Below are 17,782 nucleotides of genomic sequence, written 5' to 3' on the forward strand. Positions count from 1 at the left end.
TAACATGAAAACAAATAATCTTACTGTAGGGATTTGGACTATGCTTCTTTTTTGTGGCTGCAGCAATTTTTTGGAAGAGAAGCCTGATATTAAAATGGTCATTCCAAAGACATTGAATGATGCAGAGTTGTTGCTCAATAATTATAGTGCCATGAATACTGGATATCCTTTATTTGGAGAATGGGGTGCGGATGAATATTATCTGACTGATGAAAATTTTGATGGTGCTCTAAATTTTGAGCAGCAGAATACCTATAGCTGGTTGGATGAACCTAATAATGATATCATGCAATGGCAAAGGCCCTATAAAGTTGTATATAATGCGAATCAAGTATTGGAGATTATAGATAATTTGGGTACAATTGGCTCAGATAAGAAGAGTAAAAACTTATCTGGGATTGCACACTTTTATCGAGCTTTCGCCTTTCAGCAAATGCTGGAAGTATTTGCGCCAGCTTATCAGGCCGGAACTGCTATGACCGATTTAGGTATTCCATTGCGCCTTGATCCAGGTATTGATGAACCCTCGACTCGAGCAAGCGTACAACAAAGTTTTGATCAGGTTATTAAGGATTATAAAACTGCTGTATGGCAGTTGCCATTGCAGGAAGCGATAAAGGGTAGGCCATTTCGTGCCAGTGCCTATGCAGGTCTTGCTCGTACTTACCTCTATATGGGTAACTATCAACAGGCATACCTCTATGCTGATTCAAGTCTACATATTCACGCTAATTTGATGGATTTTAATACCCTGAATGCTTCTGCAGATCTTCCTATTGATAGATTTAATGTGGAAGTACTATTTGCAGCTATTACAGGTACTTCAGGTCCAATGAGCTTGAACAATGGATTAGTGGATTCTACCTTATACAGGTCATATGCAGATAACGATTTGAGAAAGACGCTATTCTTTAGAAAAAACCTTTTCCCGCAGAATACTTATGGTTTTAAGGGTAATTATGATAAAGCTCTTGCAACCATTTTTGTCGGGTTGACCAGTAGTGAGATGTACCTAGTAAAAGCTGAAGCAGCAGCTCGGATTGGAAAAGTAACAGAAGCATTATCTACTTTAAATACCCTTCTTAAGAAAAGACAGGATGAGAACCAATTTATTCCTGTAACGGAGATGAGCCCAAATCTGCTTTTGCCTTTGATATTGAAAGAACGGCAAAAGGAATTGGTGTTTCGAGGACGTCGCTGGTCAGATCTGAAACGGTTGAATCTGGATCCGCGCTTTCAAAAAACACTTAAAAAAGTGGTGAAGGGTAAGGAGTATACGCTCAGTCCTAATAGTATAAAATATGCTTTTCGACTTCCTGAACCAGTCGTTATTATTGGAAAAATACCCCAAAACTTACGTTAAACTATCATTTATAATTAAAGAAACCATGAAATATTTAAAATTGATCGCTCTCCAGATCTGTTTACTGATGCTATGCAGTACTTCACATGCCCAGACGGACCAAAAAGTAGATTTAAGTAAAGCGCTTAAAATAGGAGATACTTTTATTCTCCCAACTACGGTCAAATTGACGCGTGGCTTGAATAATACAATAGATTGGAAAAAACTGAATGATAAGGTTGTCATATTGGATTTCTTTGATACCTCTTGTGGCACCTGTATACAGACAATGCCCAAGTTGCAAAAACTACAGGATAAATTGAAAGATAAACTGCAGATCATCAGCGTTGGATGGCAGGACAAAGCGACTTTGGAGAAATTATTTGAAAACAATGAATTTCTAAAGGAAAATAAGGTCAATTTGCCTGTTATCTACTCTGATGTGTATTTGAAAGAGCGGTTCCCACATCAAGGCGTTCCTCATGTTGTATTTCTTTATAAAGGCATAGTGCAAGCGATAACGAGCAGCAAGTTAATTACGGAAGATTATATCTTGGAGTTATATGATAAGGGAACGATTGACTTACCATTAAAGGACGATTTTGGGAAAGGAAATCTGATGGCTTCAAGTAAAAATGGTTTACAAATAAAGGGAATGGTAACACTATCAGGTTATCAAAATGGTGTGCCGTTTGAATCCTTTAAAAGACAAAAAGATAGTATAAATGATTTACAAAAAACATCTTTTTACAATGTCTCTATCTATAGTGCGGTCCTATCTACTTGGGCTAAGATACAAAAAGCAGATTTTATCCCAAGACCCGAGCGGTTGCTGTTGAAGGTAAAAGAACCGAACCGCTATCGAGATACCGCAAACATTGGCGATGTCTGGTATGCGCAGCATGCGATTTCGTATGAACGTTTGGACGCGATACAACGGACAGATTCGGCTCAGGCAAAAGTTGTGTTACAGGATTTACATAGCTTTTTAGGCATTCGAACCTATAAAATGATGAAGAGTATCCAATGTTTGATTTTAAAGCCTTGTCCAATAATACCATATACAGGAAAAGCACCCCTGAATGGTTTGACATTTGAAGGCAGTTCGGTCCTCGCGGTCATGACTGATATGGGGCGACAATTTCCCCCAGTTCTGGACTTGGTCAAAAGTAAGGTGGTGATAAAACTTGGGGACTATAATAATTTGGAAGAGCTGAACGAGCAGCTTGCAACCTATGGTATAGTTGCAGAAATCGGGATGGGAGAACAGGAGGTGTTGGTTATTGAAGAAATGGAGTAGCCAAAATATTATAGGGTATGATGATTCATACCCTATTCTAAGTTTAGCAAACGCTGATTTCTTAATTCTTATAACAAGCTACCTTGATTTTAATGACACATTAGGACCATTGACCTGATTCTGCAAAGAATTGATCATTTCGTCTTTCAATGCAGGAGTGATAATAGGTAGTCCACTACCGTCATTATCAGCTTGTAGTGTACACATTTGCTGTGTCGGATTAGCACATACAGGTGGCGTTCCAGTTATATATGTGTAATGAGCAGGATTTGACGGGTTTAAACCCGTAAGAGCGAATAGTGCCATAATTGACAAATTTTTAAGTTAAACTTTTTGTTTTTCAATGCATATACCTATATGCATTGAATTTTTTTTCATAATAATTTTTGCACGTTAAATTACTGTAGCGAACCAACTGGATCACCATCTGAACGCGGCTTGTTCTTGGTTAGATCTTATTTATGCACCGCAATAAGCGGGGAACGTTGCAAATTTGCGACGGTATGCTTTGATAGCTTTCTTAATATAGTTCATATCCTTTATTTTTTAATTCTTAACCTCAATTTGTCTTTTCAAAAACCCCTAGCTCCGAAGAGCTAGAGGAGTCAGCCAATCATCTCAATCGCATATAACCAATCTATTATAATCCATATCTTATCTTTTCAAAAACCCCTAGCTCCGAAGAGCTAGTGGAGTAACAAACATCTTATCTCAAAGATAAAGGGCTTTTGAATGCGGAAATTAGCCGAATCGGGACAAAGAGTTGCCCGAATCGGGATAAAAAGCTACTTGAAGGCGTTACTTTAGATTTTTGTGGTGTAATCTCTTTGATAAGCAATAGGAGTACGCTTCGTTTCGCGTTTGAAGAATCTGCAGAATGACGTTTGGTCTTTAAAGCCACAGCAAATGGCTACGTAGGCCACTTTTTCATTCTGCTCCAATAATCTTTTAGCCTTTTTCAATCTAATCCCTTGTTTGTAGCTAATGAGGCTGATGCCGTAATGCCTGGTATGCAAATTATGGAGGTAATCGCTGCTGCATTGGAGATTAATAGCAATCTGCTTGATGGCAATGTCTTCATCTTTGGTCGCAAAGTGTTGTACAATCATGTCGCGTGCGCTATCGATAAAGATGCGGCTGGGATGGTGCATTTCAAATGTGGGGATGAGCTTCTTGATGCTGATCTCAAAAACATCGTCCAGCGTCTTACTGAAACAGATTGCTTGGCTGGATTTGCCTTCCTGCAGCATCTCGAATATATCGAGGTGTTTTGCTCGGGTATTTTCTTCTGCCCGAAATGGGATACTGGCCACGAGATGTTGACCATGATGGTAGTAGGCATCCAATAGGGGTTTTAATATGGTTTTCAATTGGCTGTTTTTGCCGATCTGTACTTCGGGATCAAAGCAGAAGCCATAAACCAGATACCTGCCTTTGTCCAATTGTACGGTATAGTGGTCGGCAGGGGTGTACAGGTATACGCCTCGTCGGTTCAATAAAGCAAAATCTATTGCGCTCCCGTGCTGGGTAAGTTTTGCTTGTCCCGTTATTTCCATCATATGATAGAGTTGGATAAACGATTCGTTGACCTTGATATGTACCTGTATGCGGTGCTCAACTTGAAAATCATAGCAATATACCGTACCGCCAATGGTGGGTAAGATGTCTTCTTGTAATGTGGTGTTGCCCAAACGCCAATGTCGGGTCTCTGCTCCGGGCAGATGGATGGTTGTGGTACTGACCGGACCGGGATGTTCGGGCAGTTCGGGACCTATGCTGATCAGTTCAAAAGTTGCGCCCATAATTGAGTATTGAGGTTCATAATTGGTTCTTCTTTTTTTTGGAAATCTCCGAGCACATGGATCTCGATACATGTGCTCGGAGGAAGGAGATTAGCTATACTTATTTATAATTGTAGCGGATACGGATCATTAAGGGATGAGCATAGGTTTGTGCAGACTGACTGTCGTTGGCTACCGTAGGATCTAAGCCGAATACTGTCATCTCTTTGGGGTCTGGTACCTTGTCTTCATCTTTCTCCTCTTTGTAAAAGTCTACCCGTACTCCTTGTTCCCAACTGTTGGCAATTGCTTGTCCAAGTGACGTGGAAAAAGAGGGGGACATCGTCTGTAGCTGTTGTTGTTGACTGCTGCTCAGATCGAACCGACTGTCTACATACAGTTGCAAATCTGTCCGTAATAGGTTGGTCTCGAGTAGAAGGTCTGACGCTAATAGAGCGAGTACATGGTCTTGTAAAGCGGCAACGCCCGCATTGTCTAGATTTTGTTTCATAAATAAAAAATATGTTTTTGAATATTTTATAAATTTCCTGAAATAACAACGGCTTTGCATCTCAGGAAAACGTGGGAACGGATAAGATGTACTTTTTAGCATCTTTTTAGGGATAAGATGCCCTTTTTGAGGATAAGATGCATCGTTTTGCATCTTATTGGATGTTACAAATACTACAGTACATCCATCTCTTATACATTTGTCCACCCTTTGTCCACCCTTTATCTAATGTTTATAATGAGAGTTTTATATATATTCTTGGGTGCGTGTTTTTAGTCTCACAACTATTTGATAGGGAGCTTACTAAAGCTTTTTTTTGGTCCTGGTATATCTTCGCGGTTGGGTATTTGTGATGGGTTAAAAAAAATGACCGTAAGCATAATCGTGAATTTGTTACATCGAGTTATTTGAAGTTAAAGGTAATATTTATATCTTTTCTGTTATTTTGAAGACCAACTTAACCTTATGAACTTTAATAACCAGACTGCTATCCGCCAAAAACAGATTCTTTATTTTACGATATTGTTCGTTTTTCCAATCTTTTTCAATTTGATGGGCTACGATTTTAAATGGAACGAAATAAAGATATTGAGCGCTCCATTCTTATTGCTCAGCATGGCGATGCTGTTCATCATGTTGGTCGCAGTGGTCTGGATATCATATGTACGGCATTATTTTGGAGATTCACTGAAAGAACACGGTAATTTTGAAAAGCAATGGCGCATCAGGGTGGCTTATTATAGTGCAGCTTTACTTCCATTTTTAGTGTTTTTTACCGTTTTGCTGCTGATATGGATCTGGCGATATGATAGATTTTGGGATATATGGAAAATGTATGCCATCTGGCGATATCCCCAACTAATTGTTGTACTAGGTATATTCTCTTATGTTCTCATCAAAAATAGTACCTGGGCACTAGCCATATTAAAGGGTCCGTCAACCGTTGATCGTGCTGTTGCTGAAGATAAACAAGCACATGCCGAGGAGAAGGTGCTCCCGCAGGTGTCTCTCCAACTGAACGAACTGTACGATCATATCTTGAACGTATTGGGAGCGACCATAGGACCTATCTATCGTGATATGATCTATGTACGTTTCTTTGATATCGTCGGGATATTGACCCGTAAATCGGGTTATCAGCTGATCCTTTCGGATGGATCGATGATCGATTGCCCGAATATCTTAAAAAAGATAATCGATCTCCATTTGGGGCATTGGATGGTCAAGATATCGGATAATTATACGATCAACATGCTGTTGGTCGATTGGCCTGATTATTCCAAAGGCCTACAACTGATTATGAAAGAGCCGACTTTGGACGGTCTCCGTGAAAAACTGTCCGAAGCGGAAATAGAAAAGATGTTTAAGATCGGTACGGGAATAAGGACGAGAGAAATAAAGAATTTTTTGGAAAAGAAGGAACAACTGACACTACAGGGTTGGGATACTTGGGTGCCATTGAGATGATGATCCTGCAATTATAAACCTAGACAAACTGAAGTGTCTGCTTGAAATAGGGGCTGACACTTTGATCTCGACGGGAGGTCGTTAGATTAACCAATCTTATGAAAACTATCATGACCGTACCACCTGAGCTGGTATGGAACAGAACGCTTGTGTCCCACACGAGCGGTACATGCACTTCGGTGAACTTTGTGCTGGCTGCCCTCAAGGGGGACAGTACTTTACTTATGGATGAAAAACTGGACCATATCGTACGGCTCCTGGAAGGAGAGAAGGACGAATTGTTGGGCTGGATGTCCAGCAAAGATTGCTGTGATTATGTCGCGATCAGTGACAGAACACTCTACCGGAAAATAAAGGAAGGCTGGATAAACGTAGCCTACCTGGAAAACAAACTAAGATACTTCCGTAAGCAGGATGTACTGAACCTGTACATCCGATACCATCAGAAAACGCCTAAATATATGCCGTAATCTCCAGATACCTTAAGGGTATCTGCTTCGTATTGTATTCGTACCTGCTTCGGAGTTTTTACTACCCTAAAATCACTTTCTAATTACCTTTTAATACCGATTTCTTGGGGAAGGGTTGTTGGGGGGATGTGCCAGCGATGTGCGGGAGATGGGTAGGGGCCGAAGCTGGTACCTATCTGGTATCTATTTGTTCGCTATTTGACCATTATGAAGTTCTCGATTTTTCTGCGATAGGACCTGCGAGGTCTACTATTCATACTCGAAATTACCTGTCGGTCGAAAGTTGTTGGACAGTTATCGGACAATTTGTTATGGGATATCGGACATATACCGGACAACCCTATTCTGCCTCTTGACAAGCCCTATGTTTAGGTGCTATGTTTGTTTCCGTAAAGCAAGATATACCGGTATACATCAAGTCTTTATGTATGGTTGAATATTTTAAAAAAAATAAAATGGGAACAATTAGAAATGGAGCAAATGGGCGATTTTTGGGTAAAGCGGGATCCGTGATAGGATCCAGCTGGAAGGGTATCGACTACATCAAAGGGCTATCTAAAAAGCGGACAAAGCCATCCACGGAGGAGCAACGTATCCAACAGGCTCGCTTTTATGCGATATCAAAATTCCTGATGCCGATAGCGCCGATCTTGCGTCTGGGTTTTGGTCAGGTGAATGCCGATCGGATGACGCCTACCAATGCGGCACTACAGCTGAATATCGCGCAGGCAGTGATCGGTACCTATCCGAGTTTTGAACTGGATTATAGTAAGATCCTGATCAGTTCGGGTTCGTTTATAGGTGGTGGTGCCACGGCAGCCTCGGTCAATTCGGGTGTGCTGACGGTCGATTGGGATTTTGCGCTCAGCACCTTGTATAACTCTAAGGCGGATGACCAGGTGATCATCCTGCTCTACCAGCCTACGGTTGATGAGTTTATGACGGCACCTACACCTCCGCTGCGTGCAGAGGGTACGGTGGACATCACCATCCCCGATCATCTATTGGGTGATAAGGGGCATGTCTGGGTCTTCTTTGCGAACAGAAAGGGGACTAAGGTCTCCCGTAGTTCTTATCTGGGAGAATTGGATCTGGTGTAAGTATCGTTGAAGAGATGCTGGGTAGGGTCATTGAGCCTGCCCAGCTCTTTTTCGGTCTTTTCTTTTGACTTAAGCAAGTAATACCATGAAATTGATAACTAAAAGTATCGATATGCCTCGGGAGGGTAGCAATCTGCTGCTGATCTCTAGGACTCGGTTCCGGATGGCGAGATTGTTCTTAGCTCCGTTGAACCTGCTGATCCATAAAGGTTTTTCCAGCCACCGAAGGGGTAAGACGCCTTTGGGACGTGCGATGTCGCACTTGTTGCTGAATGCAGTGGAAGGCGATTACCCGAATATCCTGGTCAATCCTGCAAAAGCCAAGCTGAGTGACGGGCTTTTGCCTACCGTTACGATGCGGAAGGTAATTCGTGAGGGTGCTGCGGTTATGCTGAGTTGGGAAAAGGGGCATAATCCTGATCTTGGAGCCAGCTGGGATGATGTGCTGATCTTTTGCGCTTATGACATCGCAGGTGCATCGGCTGCCATCAATGAGGAGGGTGTGATTCGTCAGGATGGTCGGTTGACCATGGAGTTGCCTTCGGGTCTGCATGGTCGCCCTGTCCACCTTTTTCTGGTCGTTCATGATCGGGATGGGGTCGTTTACTCGAGTAGTGTATACCTAGGGTTGTTTTAAGGGCTGATGTTATGCTGTTGAAAATAATGCGTGTCGAACAGGGGAACAACAGTACCCTGTCTGAAATCTATCTGAACAACCAATTTATCTGCTATGGTCTGGAGGATATCCCGCGCGAAAAGAAGATTCCTGGTAGCACCTGTATTCCTATTGGTACTTATCGATTGGGCTTCAATCGGGATGGGGGGATGAATGGTAACTACTACGACCGCTTCCCGAAACTGCACCGTGGCATGATCGAAATACAAGGAGTTCCGAACTTTAGTCATGTCTATATCCACATCGGTAATACGCACCGTCAAACGGCGGGCTGTTTACTGGTCGGTACCCGGTATGTATTCGAACATGGTGATTATCGCATCGAGCAATCGGTTACGGCGTACAAGCGCTTGTACGCGCTGTTGACAGAACTCATGGTTGTAAGGGAAGTGTTTGTTCAAGTGATGGTAACGGAGTGATGGAGTAACCCAGTGACAAGTGAAGGAGTGAAGGAGTATTTTTGTGCCTCTGTCGCCGGCACAGGCTTGTCACTCATGCCGTGACGGGCAATTACTTGTTTGTCTTGACACAAAAAGTAATCAAAAAACTCAAGGCTGCATTCCTTTATGCTATTTCACCTCAAAGAGGCTAAATGAATTTAAACTCGTTTCACTCGAACAGAAATTCATTTGATACGCCTCTTAGTCGATTCAATAACGCAATCGGAATGCTAGGCCTTTTGGATAAGCCTGCGGCTGTAGAGTAGTGAAGGAGTAGCCCAGTGACAAGTGACGAAGTGAAGAAGTAACGGAATACATAGTGAAGAAGTGACGATGGTGTCAAGTGAGGTTCTTCTCTAACTAACTAACTAACTAACTAACTAACCTTTTAACAATTAAACAAAATGAAAAAGATACTAATAAAAATAAATCGGGTGCTGCAAGTGGTCTTGATGGCGCCGATAAAGTTGCCTGCGAAGGCGTTGAATATCCTGAAATATATTGCCCTGGGATTGGGGGTGGTGGAGACGGTGCTGGAGGATAAAGATGAAAAGGAGAGCGGAGCACCTCCTGATGAGGCAGGTCAATTGCGGGCTAAGGAAGATGGTCTACCGGTTTCTGATATGGAAGATGTTTCGAGTAGTAATGTGTTTAGTAATGAAATTGATAATGTTATTGACTTAAATAAAGAGTTTACTACAGGAAAGGAGGCTATTGATGAAACTGAATGATATCCGTATCGGAACTCTGGGTGGTACGCTATGCTCGATCTGGGTTTCGTTTTCTGTTGGCGATCTGCTGCAAACGGCTTTGATGGCTGTCGTCGGCACAGTCGTGAGTTATGTGACGAGCCGGCTGTTAGGGAGGTGGAGGAAGTAATGATAGTTTTTTTGTGCCTCTGTCGCCGGCACAGGCTTGTTACTCATGCCGTGACGGGCAATTACTTGTTTGTCTTGACACAAAAAGTAATCAAAAAACTCAAGGCTGCATTCCTTGATGCTATTTCACCTCAATGAGGCTAAATGAATTTAAACTCGTTTCACTCAAACAGAATTTCATTTTATACGCCACTTTGTAGGTTCAATAACGCAATCGGAATGCTAGGCCTTTTGGATAAGCCTTCGGCTGTAAGGTAGTAACGGAGTAAAGGAGTAACATAGTGACCAGCCTGCTGCTGGGGAGGTGGAGACGTAAGAAAATGAAATGTATAGGCTTATCTGTTATCGGATAAGCCTATTTGTTTTCAAAGTATTGGATATTATGTTGTAAGTTATAATAAATCTAAGTAGGACTTAATATACTCCACCATTATTTTGAAGTCGGGTTGTCCATTATAATAGAGTGCATTACTATTGATATACAGTTTGTCTAATTGTTCCTCTATTTGTTTGTCGTGAATTAGAAATGCCTGATTTTCATTCATTGGTATTGCAAAATCAATAGCAGGAAATCGACGTTCTTTATGGGTGTAATATTCGTTTGACCCTATAAAGTTTTGTATCTCGGTTTGTTGTAATAATTTGTAGACATCATAGTATTGACGCATAAAGTTGACTTGCATGGTATTTGTCTGTTGCATCACTCTGAATTTGGTCGCTATTGTTTGTAGTTTTTCTACAAATGTATAGCGCATATCATAACAAGGAATAGCTACCGCATTGTTATCGATGAATTTCACTTGTGTTTTTTTTGCTGTGTCATATACCCACGACGTAATATCAATTGGTTTATTAGGATTGATATTGTCAAATCCTACCTCTAATAAAACTCCTTCTTTAATACCTGGTGCTGCTTTAAAAAGGGATGAGTATATCAAACGAATACCACCACTTCTATAATATTGTAAATCATCAAAAGAAGTATCTCTTATTATATCTATTATACCATCAATTTTTATATCCTTAGCGAGGTTATTATAAAAGTTTAATCGCTTTTTACTGTTGGAAGGCTTGTAGTTCTTGGGATTTTCATTTATTTCTAAGTCAACGGGAGGATGGATATGAATATCAATATCTTCTGAAAATCGGTCAATAATTTTAAAAGCTTTTGAAAGGGAAGTACCTCCTTTGAGTTCAAATACATATCCTGCCTGTTTTAGCGCAAATAGACAATGCATGATCCAATAATCTTTCTCTATCAAAATAGGGTCAATTCCTTTTTGTTCTGAGACAATCAGTATTAGGCTTTTAAAGTCCTTGTGGTGGTGTAGATAATTTGTTGGCATTACATGATCTGCTCGAATATTTTTCGTGTATTTATGCTTCCGTATCTTTGTACTTGTTTTTTTAGATCAAGTTTGTCCCAATTCGCTATGTTGTTTTTAAGGTTATGGAGTATCATTCCCTGATCTTCTGCCATGTTCTTAAGATTATTGAGCAAGTCGACGACAAGATATTCTTGTGATAGTTTTTTAGGAAATTTAGACTTTCTTCTAAATTCATAGATCTTATTTCCCAATTGAACGTCTTCATGTTTTTTATGATTGTAAACACGCTTTCTATTGTACAGCTGTGTGGTTCCAAGACCTAAGGTATTGTAATAGTTGGGTGAGGTAAGTAAATAATCATCCCCTTTAAGGTATTTTTTTATAACCTCATCCTCGTCTGGAGGAGTTGATCCAAATGCCGATTGATTGGGAACATAATAAAGACCTTGTGCAAGTTTTTTTAATTTACCTTCTTCGAGTAGTTCCACTAAATGACGATCTACTGATTTGGACCAGTGAGCCAAATCTTCGCGACGGTATACTTTTCCTTTGCGCAGTTTTTTTCGTAAATCATCTAACTTATACATGATTCAAATGTATGAAATAAAATTCAAATTTCATGCAAATATAGTATATAACTATTTAATAGTCTAGTTGGTTGGTGATTTTTTAAAAATAATTCTTGCGCTGCAAGTGGTCGTGATCAGCGCTGAAACCTTATCATTTTCTTTAAGCCACTATCTGGATGGATGTATATTTTATTTTTTCCATATAATTTTTAGCGTTTATTTTTAGGTGTTCTTAAAGACATAATTTCATCTTTATCCATTTCAGCAAGAATTAATTTTATTTGTCGAACAAAATCTTTTTTTTCATCATCGCTTTTGTTGTTTTGCCAAAGAAATTGTTCTTCTAAAAGTTCCGATCCATTGAAGAATTGTAGAAAACTAAAAAAATTTTTAATATCAAATTTAGTGTATTTCCCATTTTTAAAACTTGCTTTACACATATAGTTGAGCAAAACAATGGTTTCTTTTTTATTAAAAGTATTTTGTACGTAAGTGGCTTCAGGTTGATTGCCGTCTTCTGTGGAAAAGAGATCTATTGTCATTGTTTTTCTAAATTCTAAATTCTGAGTAAGAAGATCAGGAAGAGGTGCACACATTATATCGTAGTGTAATATTGGATCGCGGGAAGCACAGCTTATACGGAAGAGCATCATATTAATTTCACCTATTTGTCTTTTTATTGAAAGGTTAATTAATTGATCATGGAACAAATCGCTACAGTGCTCGAAAAATCCCGCGTGATTGAAATTGATGTCGAGCATGGTCTCAATAAAACACTTTGTCCAGTCTTTTTCGCTTGTATCTTTTGCTATATAGGCTAATTCATGGAGTAGTCTACGGAGGAAAATGTACTGGTGATAGTGAAGGTTTGAGTTTTTGCTGTCAAACTGAGCGTCTATCGCTGCTTGAATGTCAAATATAAAGAGATATGGAATGTGTTTTTTGTAAAGAGCCACTTTTATTTCTGGAAATTTTCCCAATATCTCAGTTTTTAATAAATCATACTGATAATCGCTTAATAATCCTCTCATATCCATACTTTTACGACAGATTTCTTCAAATTGCTTAAGCAAATCATGAAATTTTAAAATGATAGGATCTACCTGCTTATTTTTTTTGTGATAAACGACATTGAAAATACTACGAAGTTCACTGTAGAATATTTGAAAGGATGATAGGTTTGTGATTGTTTCGATATCACATGTATATAGTGGATTGGATTTGAACTCAAGGTCAATAAGTGCTGCTAACAGTTCTTGATCCCTATCAAACTCTTGATCAAACTGGGGATTGTTATAGGCTGTTAAAGCCTTTTTTAGGTTTGTTAATGTGCTAACCATAATGTTTAAAGTTGTTTATAATCAGTCTATTATTGAAGTTAAAGAATAATATTTGAGTTGCCAAATATTTTTCTCCTTATTGAGATAATTTGTGTTGATGTTGTATGTAACTGCTGCTTAATTAGACGGCTGTTTTATGGAGTAATTGCAACTTCTAAAACAGCTTTCTTTACATCCACTTATCTGATGTTGATACCACGTATGACGTAGAGGTATGATGATATGGAACCAATAGGTCTTTCGGTGGAATCTATTTTTTGTGTTTTTAAGTTTATTATTATTTTCATTTTTTTAACTTAATTTGATATATTCAAACCTTATAAACCTAACTCAAAATGAAATTTAAGCATATATTGACCATCTTGTTTTTGATGGTATTACATATTACGTTAATAGCTCAATCTGCACATAATCGATTGGATTCTTTGTTTAATAATATTAATCAAGACGGTGAACTAAGTGGGGCAGTTCTCGTAATGGATAGCAGTAGAGTGGTATACGAAAGGTATTTCGGATATGAAGACCTCAAAAAAACGAATAGAATTCAACAGTCTACTAAGTTTGAATTAGCTTCCGTGAGTAAGCAATTTACTGCAATGGCTATTATGCAACTGGAGCATCAGGGGAAATTGTCTTTTAAAGATAATATTCAGAAATATTTTCCAAATTTGAAACTTAAAAATGTCACGATAGACCATTTGTTAAGACATACATCTGGTATCTCTGACTTCATCAGTTGGGACAAAAGTTGGTTTGATCATGCTATAATCAATACTAATGATGATGTATTATCACTGCTAGAAAATAAATTGGATAGTACAGATTTTGAACCGGGGAGTCGTTTTTTGTATTCAAATACTAATTATGTACTCCTTGCTTTAATTGTAGAACGAGTTTCTAATAAGGCCTTTAGTGCATATATGCAAAAGTTTATATTTGAACCTTCAGGGATGAAAAGTACTTCTGTATTTTCTTCTAGATCACCAGGTGCGGATTTACAAAATTATGCGTTGGGTTTAGGTTATGATGATCACACGGGTAAATATCTTTACATTGATCAGTTATCGTCTAATTCTGCTAAGTTTAATACTTATATGGACGGTGTATCAGGTCCATATGGAATCAGTAGTACTGCCCGGGATCTATTAAAATGGCACAAAGCGCTAAATAATGGAACAGTTTTGCCAAAGGAACAATTTCAACAAGCCCTTCGTGTCGGTTATCTCAATGATCGTAAGCCCAATTTCGCAGATATGCTGGGGTATGTTGGATATGGTTGGTTGTTTACAGATACGACAGATGTTAATAAAATGCACTATCATACTGGCAATTGGCCTGGCTACCAGTCTATCCTTGTGCGTGATCCAAAATCCGATCGGTTTGTAGCTGTTTTGGTCAACAAATGGAACTACATAGGTGTACTTCCTTTAATGACTGCAATCCAAGCTGTTTTAGATAATAACGAAGTACCTGCTATAGCTCCACAATACAGAGGGGATAAAGTATCATTGACGGAATATCAAGTGCATGAACTTATTGGTCAATATAGCTATACCGATTCCCCAGACCTTTTATATACCATAACAGCAGATAAAGAAGGTCGAATATTTGCTCAATATGCAGACCAACCAGCCGTTGAGGTAATACCAAAAAGTGAACTCGAGTTCTTCTATACCGGAATCGATGCAACATTGAAGTTTGAAAAAAAAGAAAATAAAGTTCACAAATTGGCCCTTTTTCAACACGGAATGGAACTGGATTTTATTAAGAAGTGACCGTGTCTCCCGAACCGAGACAGACTTTAGTTTTTTCGTTAATAATTGAAAACAAATAGGCTTATCTGTGATTGGATAAGCCTATTTGTTTTAATATTTATTTAATGACATAGCTAGAGAATATTTGTTTTTTGTAATAAAACAAGCCCAATTTTATTTCATTTTGTAATAAAACAAAGGCAATTTATGATGATTCTTGTAACAAAGCAAACCCAGTTTATATTTTTGACTCACCTCCAGATTTTTGATCATCATTTTTGATGTTTGAATCATATTTATCTTGATTGGAATTGCTATAGCCAAACTTCCAGGAGAAATTAATTCCAAAGGATCGGCATATTATTACTTACATGAATCTGAAGTGAAAGCTATAGGTCTATTTTTTATACGAGATTGAAGGAATTTCGATAAGTAGCATGATGCGAAAGTTTACTCTAAACTTTCTGCTATACCGCTGATTTAGATTAACTGTTATAAAATACCTTGCACTGGTATTGGGGGTGGTGGAGACGGTGTTGGAGGATAAAGCTGATCAAAGAGAAACGCATTACAAGGATGGGTGTCGGACCGCATTGTAAGTTGTTTGGTAAGACCCGGCAGGCTTATTATGATCACATCTGGCATCTCCACGACAAGAGCTGTCAGGATGATCTTGCCGTGGAAATGTTACAGTTGGTCCGGAAGGAACTCCCGGGATTGGGTGGGCATAAACTCTATAGATGCCTTTATGCACCATTTCGCAGTAATGGGATTACGATGGGCAGGGATAAGCTATACCCAGATCTAACTTTTAATACCTTAAATTTCTGCTTAGATTTTGGGGCGCAGCATAGTTTAAGAGCATTCAATTTTTAAGAGTGCTTTCTCCTCAAATTTTAATGATTGACCCTGTTCTCAAATCTTCAAATAAAGAGTTCGTGTAATATAAGAATAGGTTTACTTTTTAGAGTTCCTGAACGGCTTTTGCAGCAATGCCATAGGATTTACAACGGGCAACGGGATCATAAATTCTTGCATCGATCATTATTTCATCGACTTTTGTAAGTTCAAGGAATTTCTCCAGCCAGTTTTTTATCTGCGTTTTATCACCGATGGCGCTACAGGCCATCACACCCTCTAATACGGCCTTTTCTGATACCGTTATGCTTGACAGGTATTTGTGTTCCGGCTTTGGAAGCAGTCCCGTTTTTCCGGAATGTAATTGGTTTACCCACTTTTGATGTGAACTGGCAATATAGAAAGCCTCCTCTGTGGTGTCTGCTGCAATTATATTTGCACCTGCAATAACGTAAGGCTCTTGTAGCATTTCAGAAGGGCGAAATGCTTCACGATATATCTCAATAGCTTGCACCAAGAAACGTGGAGCAAAGTGGGAAGCAAAAGCATAGGGCAAGCCCAGCTTTGCGGCCAATTCTGCACTATTGGGGCTTGATCCCAAAATGTACGGGACCAGGGGATGTGGTTCAGGAATTCCTCTGGTCATTTGGCGTCCATTATCAGCAAGATAATCCGTAATCTCTTCGATGTCATTTTTGAAATCTCGAGGAGAAGCATCACCCCTGATAGCACGAACTGCAGGTCCCGCTGCCCCCGGAGCTCTACCAACGCCCAAATCGATACGATTGGGAAACATGGTGTCCAATGTTGCAAATTGTTCGGCAACGATTAATGGTGGATGGTTCGGTAGCATGATACCACCAGCACCTATGCGTAGCGTATCGGTTGCATGAGCAAGGTACTGCATAAGGAGTGTGGTCGAAGATGATGCTATACCGGGTATATCATGATGTTCAGCTACCCAATAACGTGAATAGCCAAATTTCTCTACAGCTTGCGCCAGCATTTTTGCACCTTCAATCGTGTCTAAAAATTGTCGGTCTTCCCCAATCATCATGAGGTCAAGAACCGAAAGTTTCGTTTTCATTCTTACTATAATTTTAAAATGTAATTCAAGAATTTAGGCGACCATAAAGATCTTATCGATATCAAGCGAGCTGAAATCCATCTACACTTGTTAATCTGTTTATTCTTTCTTCCATGGCATGGAAAGTCGTTAGGCTACGTTGAAGTTTTGTGTACACATCTCCAGCGTAATCCCAACCAAGCACGCCAATGCTCCCTGTGTAGCCGATTCTATGAAGTTCCGACAGGATTACGAAATTGTCTAGACTTCCTCTGTCCAACGGCTCCATCGTTGCAATCTGGCCCCAACCTAAGGGGGATATGCTACTGCCTGACAATACAACCTGCATTAACCAAGGCTTCATATTATTCAATCGTTCGCGAAGCTTTCCTTCTTTGCTGCCATACCAATGAAATCCATTGAATGAGACTCCTAATTGAGGATGGTTAAAATACTTACATATTTCAACTACTTGCGCTGTGGTTTGGGTTACGTGAAGCAGATGAGGGTACAAGACCAGTTTCAATCCACGACGTTCAACTATTGGCAAAATGCTTTCAATAAAACGTAAAATAGCAGGCATTCCGTTGATTGACGTCTGAACAGCCAGCTCGATCATTGTTACTCCTTCAACGGTATCGATTATCTGTCGGATGATCGCATCGTTACGACCCTCATGTAAGACTGCATATAAAGCAACCACGTCTAGGCCATACCTTGATTTTACTGTGGGTAGTAGGCTTAAATCTGTGTAAGGGGTACCGCCCCAAGCTGCAACGGTTATTCCATCATAGCCTAATTCAGCTAACATTTCACATTGCGACTGAAACTGATACACGCCCATCGACGTATAAAAGAAAGAATCTAAAGCATGGATAGGATAAGTCATAAGTTGTTTTTTA

At 39.5% G+C, this 17,782-nt stretch carries 17 protein-coding genes; 9 read left to right on the top strand and 8 right to left on the bottom strand.

The window, feature by feature from the left end:
• Nucleotides 1-4 precede the first annotated feature (4 nt).
• Complete coding sequence (locus KO02_RS09730; RefSeq protein WP_038697892.1) at nt 5-1,363, top strand: RagB/SusD family nutrient uptake outer membrane protein; 1,359 nt, start codon at nt 5-7, stop codon at nt 1,361-1,363.
• A 25-nt stretch (nt 1,364-1,388) separates the two neighbouring features.
• Nucleotides 1,389-2,642, top strand: coding sequence for a TlpA family protein disulfide reductase (locus KO02_RS09735; protein WP_038697894.1), 1,254 nt, complete (start codon nt 1,389-1,391; stop codon nt 2,640-2,642).
• Nucleotides 2,643-2,720: 78 nt separating this feature from the next.
• Here the strand turns inward: KO02_RS09735 and KO02_RS09740 are convergent, their stop codons facing one another.
• The 3 genes from KO02_RS09740 to KO02_RS09750 form a co-directional block, all read right to left on the bottom strand.
• Nucleotides 2,721-2,948 (bottom strand): hypothetical protein, encoded by a 228-nt coding sequence (locus KO02_RS09740; RefSeq protein WP_038697896.1) that lies wholly within the window; start codon nt 2,946-2,948, stop codon nt 2,721-2,723.
• A gap of 497 nt (nt 2,949-3,445) precedes the next feature.
• On the bottom strand, nt 3,446-4,333 hold the full coding sequence (locus tag KO02_RS09745; RefSeq protein ID WP_158500280.1) for a helix-turn-helix transcriptional regulator: 888 nt from the start codon (nt 4,331-4,333) through the stop codon (nt 3,446-3,448).
• Between the two features lie 211 nt (nt 4,334-4,544).
• Entirely contained in the window at nt 4,545-4,934 is a 390-nt protein-coding gene (locus tag KO02_RS09750; RefSeq protein WP_144243296.1) for a hypothetical protein, read from the bottom strand.
• Between the two features lie 465 nt (nt 4,935-5,399).
• Here KO02_RS09750 and KO02_RS09755 point away from each other — a divergent pair, with 465 nt between their 5' ends.
• The 6 genes from KO02_RS09755 (at nt 5,400) to KO02_RS09780 (ending at nt 9,818) form a co-directional block, all read left to right on the top strand.
• Nucleotides 5,400-6,401, top strand: a complete 1,002-nt coding sequence (locus tag KO02_RS09755) for a hypothetical protein (RefSeq protein WP_038697902.1) — start codon at nt 5,400-5,402, stop codon at nt 6,399-6,401.
• A gap of 98 nt (nt 6,402-6,499) precedes the next feature.
• A complete protein-coding gene (locus KO02_RS09760) occupies nt 6,500-6,871 on the top strand; it encodes a hypothetical protein (protein ID WP_038697904.1) in 372 nt (123 codons plus the stop codon).
• 428 nt (nt 6,872-7,299) lie between these two features.
• Nucleotides 7,300-7,971, top strand: coding sequence for a DUF6266 family protein (locus tag KO02_RS09765; protein WP_038697906.1), 672 nt, complete (start codon nt 7,300-7,302; stop codon nt 7,969-7,971).
• Nucleotides 7,972-8,083: 112 nt separating this feature from the next.
• Nucleotides 8,084-8,608: a DUF6266 family protein gene (locus tag KO02_RS24115; protein WP_410528213.1), complete on the top strand. Its 525-nt coding sequence runs from the start codon at nt 8,084-8,086 to the stop codon at nt 8,606-8,608.
• 26 nt (nt 8,609-8,634) lie between these two features.
• Complete coding sequence (locus KO02_RS09775; protein WP_235212381.1) at nt 8,635-9,066, top strand: DUF5675 family protein; 432 nt, start codon at nt 8,635-8,637, stop codon at nt 9,064-9,066.
• A gap of 425 nt (nt 9,067-9,491) precedes the next feature.
• The gene (locus KO02_RS09780) at nt 9,492-9,818 is read left to right on the top strand and encodes a hypothetical protein (RefSeq protein ID WP_038697911.1); all 327 of its coding nucleotides are present in this window, start codon (nt 9,492-9,494) and stop codon (nt 9,816-9,818) included.
• A 539-nt stretch (nt 9,819-10,357) separates the two neighbouring features.
• On the opposite strand, the gene KO02_RS09785 is transcribed toward KO02_RS09780, so the two are convergent.
• From KO02_RS09785 to KO02_RS09795, 3 genes are all read right to left on the bottom strand, one after another.
• The gene (locus KO02_RS09785; protein ID WP_038697913.1) at nt 10,358-11,311 is read right to left on the bottom strand and encodes a nucleotidyl transferase AbiEii/AbiGii toxin family protein; all 954 of its coding nucleotides are present in this window, start codon (nt 11,309-11,311) and stop codon (nt 10,358-10,360) included.
• A complete protein-coding gene (locus KO02_RS09790; RefSeq protein WP_038697914.1) occupies nt 11,311-11,880 on the bottom strand; it encodes a hypothetical protein in 570 nt (189 codons plus the stop codon). Before KO02_RS09790 ends, KO02_RS09785 begins: the two co-directional genes overlap by 1 nt.
• Nucleotides 11,881-12,071: 191 nt before the next feature.
• Entirely contained in the window at nt 12,072-13,202 is a 1,131-nt protein-coding gene (locus KO02_RS09795; protein ID WP_038697916.1) for a hypothetical protein, read from the bottom strand.
• A gap of 335 nt (nt 13,203-13,537) precedes the next feature.
• On the opposite strand from KO02_RS09795, the gene KO02_RS09800 reads away from it, so the two are divergent.
• Nucleotides 13,538-14,977 carry a serine hydrolase domain-containing protein gene (locus KO02_RS09800; protein WP_038697918.1) on the top strand — a complete coding sequence of 480 codons (1,440 nt, stop codon included), beginning with the start codon at nt 13,538-13,540 and terminating at the stop codon, nt 14,975-14,977.
• Between the two features lie 943 nt (nt 14,978-15,920).
• Here KO02_RS09800 and KO02_RS09810 read toward each other — a convergent pair.
• Complete coding sequence (locus KO02_RS09810) at nt 15,921-16,901, bottom strand: LLM class flavin-dependent oxidoreductase (RefSeq protein WP_038697922.1); 981 nt, start codon at nt 16,899-16,901, stop codon at nt 15,921-15,923.
• 61 nt (nt 16,902-16,962) lie between these two features.
• Nucleotides 16,963-17,769, bottom strand: coding sequence for a TIM barrel protein (locus KO02_RS09815; protein WP_038697924.1), 807 nt, complete (start codon nt 17,767-17,769; stop codon nt 16,963-16,965).
• Between the last annotated feature and the right edge of the window lie 13 nt (nt 17,770-17,782).

This window comes from Sphingobacterium sp. ML3W (genome assembly GCF_000747525.1).
Lineage (GTDB): Bacteria > Bacteroidota > Bacteroidia > Sphingobacteriales > Sphingobacteriaceae > Sphingobacterium.

Excerpts from the sequence above, each read along its gene's own strand:
- KO02_RS09730 (WP_038697892.1), top strand. The coding sequence starts at position 5 with ATGAAAACAAATAATCTTACTGTAGGGATTTGGACTATGCTTCTTTTT.
- KO02_RS09735 (WP_038697894.1), top strand. The coding sequence starts at position 1,389 with ATGAAATATTTAAAATTGATCGCTCTCCAGATCTGTTTACTGATGCTA.
- KO02_RS09740 (WP_038697896.1), bottom strand. The coding sequence starts at position 2,948 with ATGGCACTATTCGCTCTTACGGGTTTAAACCCGTCAAATCCTGCTCAT.
- KO02_RS09750 (WP_144243296.1), bottom strand. The coding sequence starts at position 4,934 with ATGAAACAAAATCTAGACAATGCGGGCGTTGCCGCTTTACAAGACCAT.
- KO02_RS09755 (WP_038697902.1), top strand. The coding sequence starts at position 5,400 with ATGAACTTTAATAACCAGACTGCTATCCGCCAAAAACAGATTCTTTAT.
- KO02_RS09760 (WP_038697904.1), top strand. The coding sequence starts at position 6,500 with ATGAAAACTATCATGACCGTACCACCTGAGCTGGTATGGAACAGAACG.
- KO02_RS09765 (WP_038697906.1), top strand. The coding sequence starts at position 7,300 with ATGGTTGAATATTTTAAAAAAAATAAAATGGGAACAATTAGAAATGGA.
- KO02_RS24115 (WP_410528213.1), top strand. The coding sequence starts at position 8,084 with ATGCCTCGGGAGGGTAGCAATCTGCTGCTGATCTCTAGGACTCGGTTC.
- KO02_RS09775 (WP_235212381.1), top strand. The coding sequence starts at position 8,635 with ATGCGTGTCGAACAGGGGAACAACAGTACCCTGTCTGAAATCTATCTG.
- KO02_RS09780 (WP_038697911.1), top strand. The coding sequence starts at position 9,492 with ATGAAAAAGATACTAATAAAAATAAATCGGGTGCTGCAAGTGGTCTTG.
- KO02_RS09785 (WP_038697913.1), bottom strand. The coding sequence starts at position 11,311 with ATGCCAACAAATTATCTACACCACCACAAGGACTTTAAAAGCCTAATA.
- KO02_RS09790 (WP_038697914.1), bottom strand. The coding sequence starts at position 11,880 with ATGTATAAGTTAGATGATTTACGAAAAAAACTGCGCAAAGGAAAAGTA.
- KO02_RS09795 (WP_038697916.1), bottom strand. The coding sequence starts at position 13,202 with ATGGTTAGCACATTAACAAACCTAAAAAAGGCTTTAACAGCCTATAAC.
- KO02_RS09800 (WP_038697918.1), top strand. The coding sequence starts at position 13,538 with ATGAAATTTAAGCATATATTGACCATCTTGTTTTTGATGGTATTACAT.
- KO02_RS09810 (WP_038697922.1), bottom strand. The coding sequence starts at position 16,901 with ATGAAAACGAAACTTTCGGTTCTTGACCTCATGATGATTGGGGAAGAC.
- KO02_RS09815 (WP_038697924.1), bottom strand. The coding sequence starts at position 17,769 with ATGACTTATCCTATCCATGCTTTAGATTCTTTCTTTTATACGTCGATG.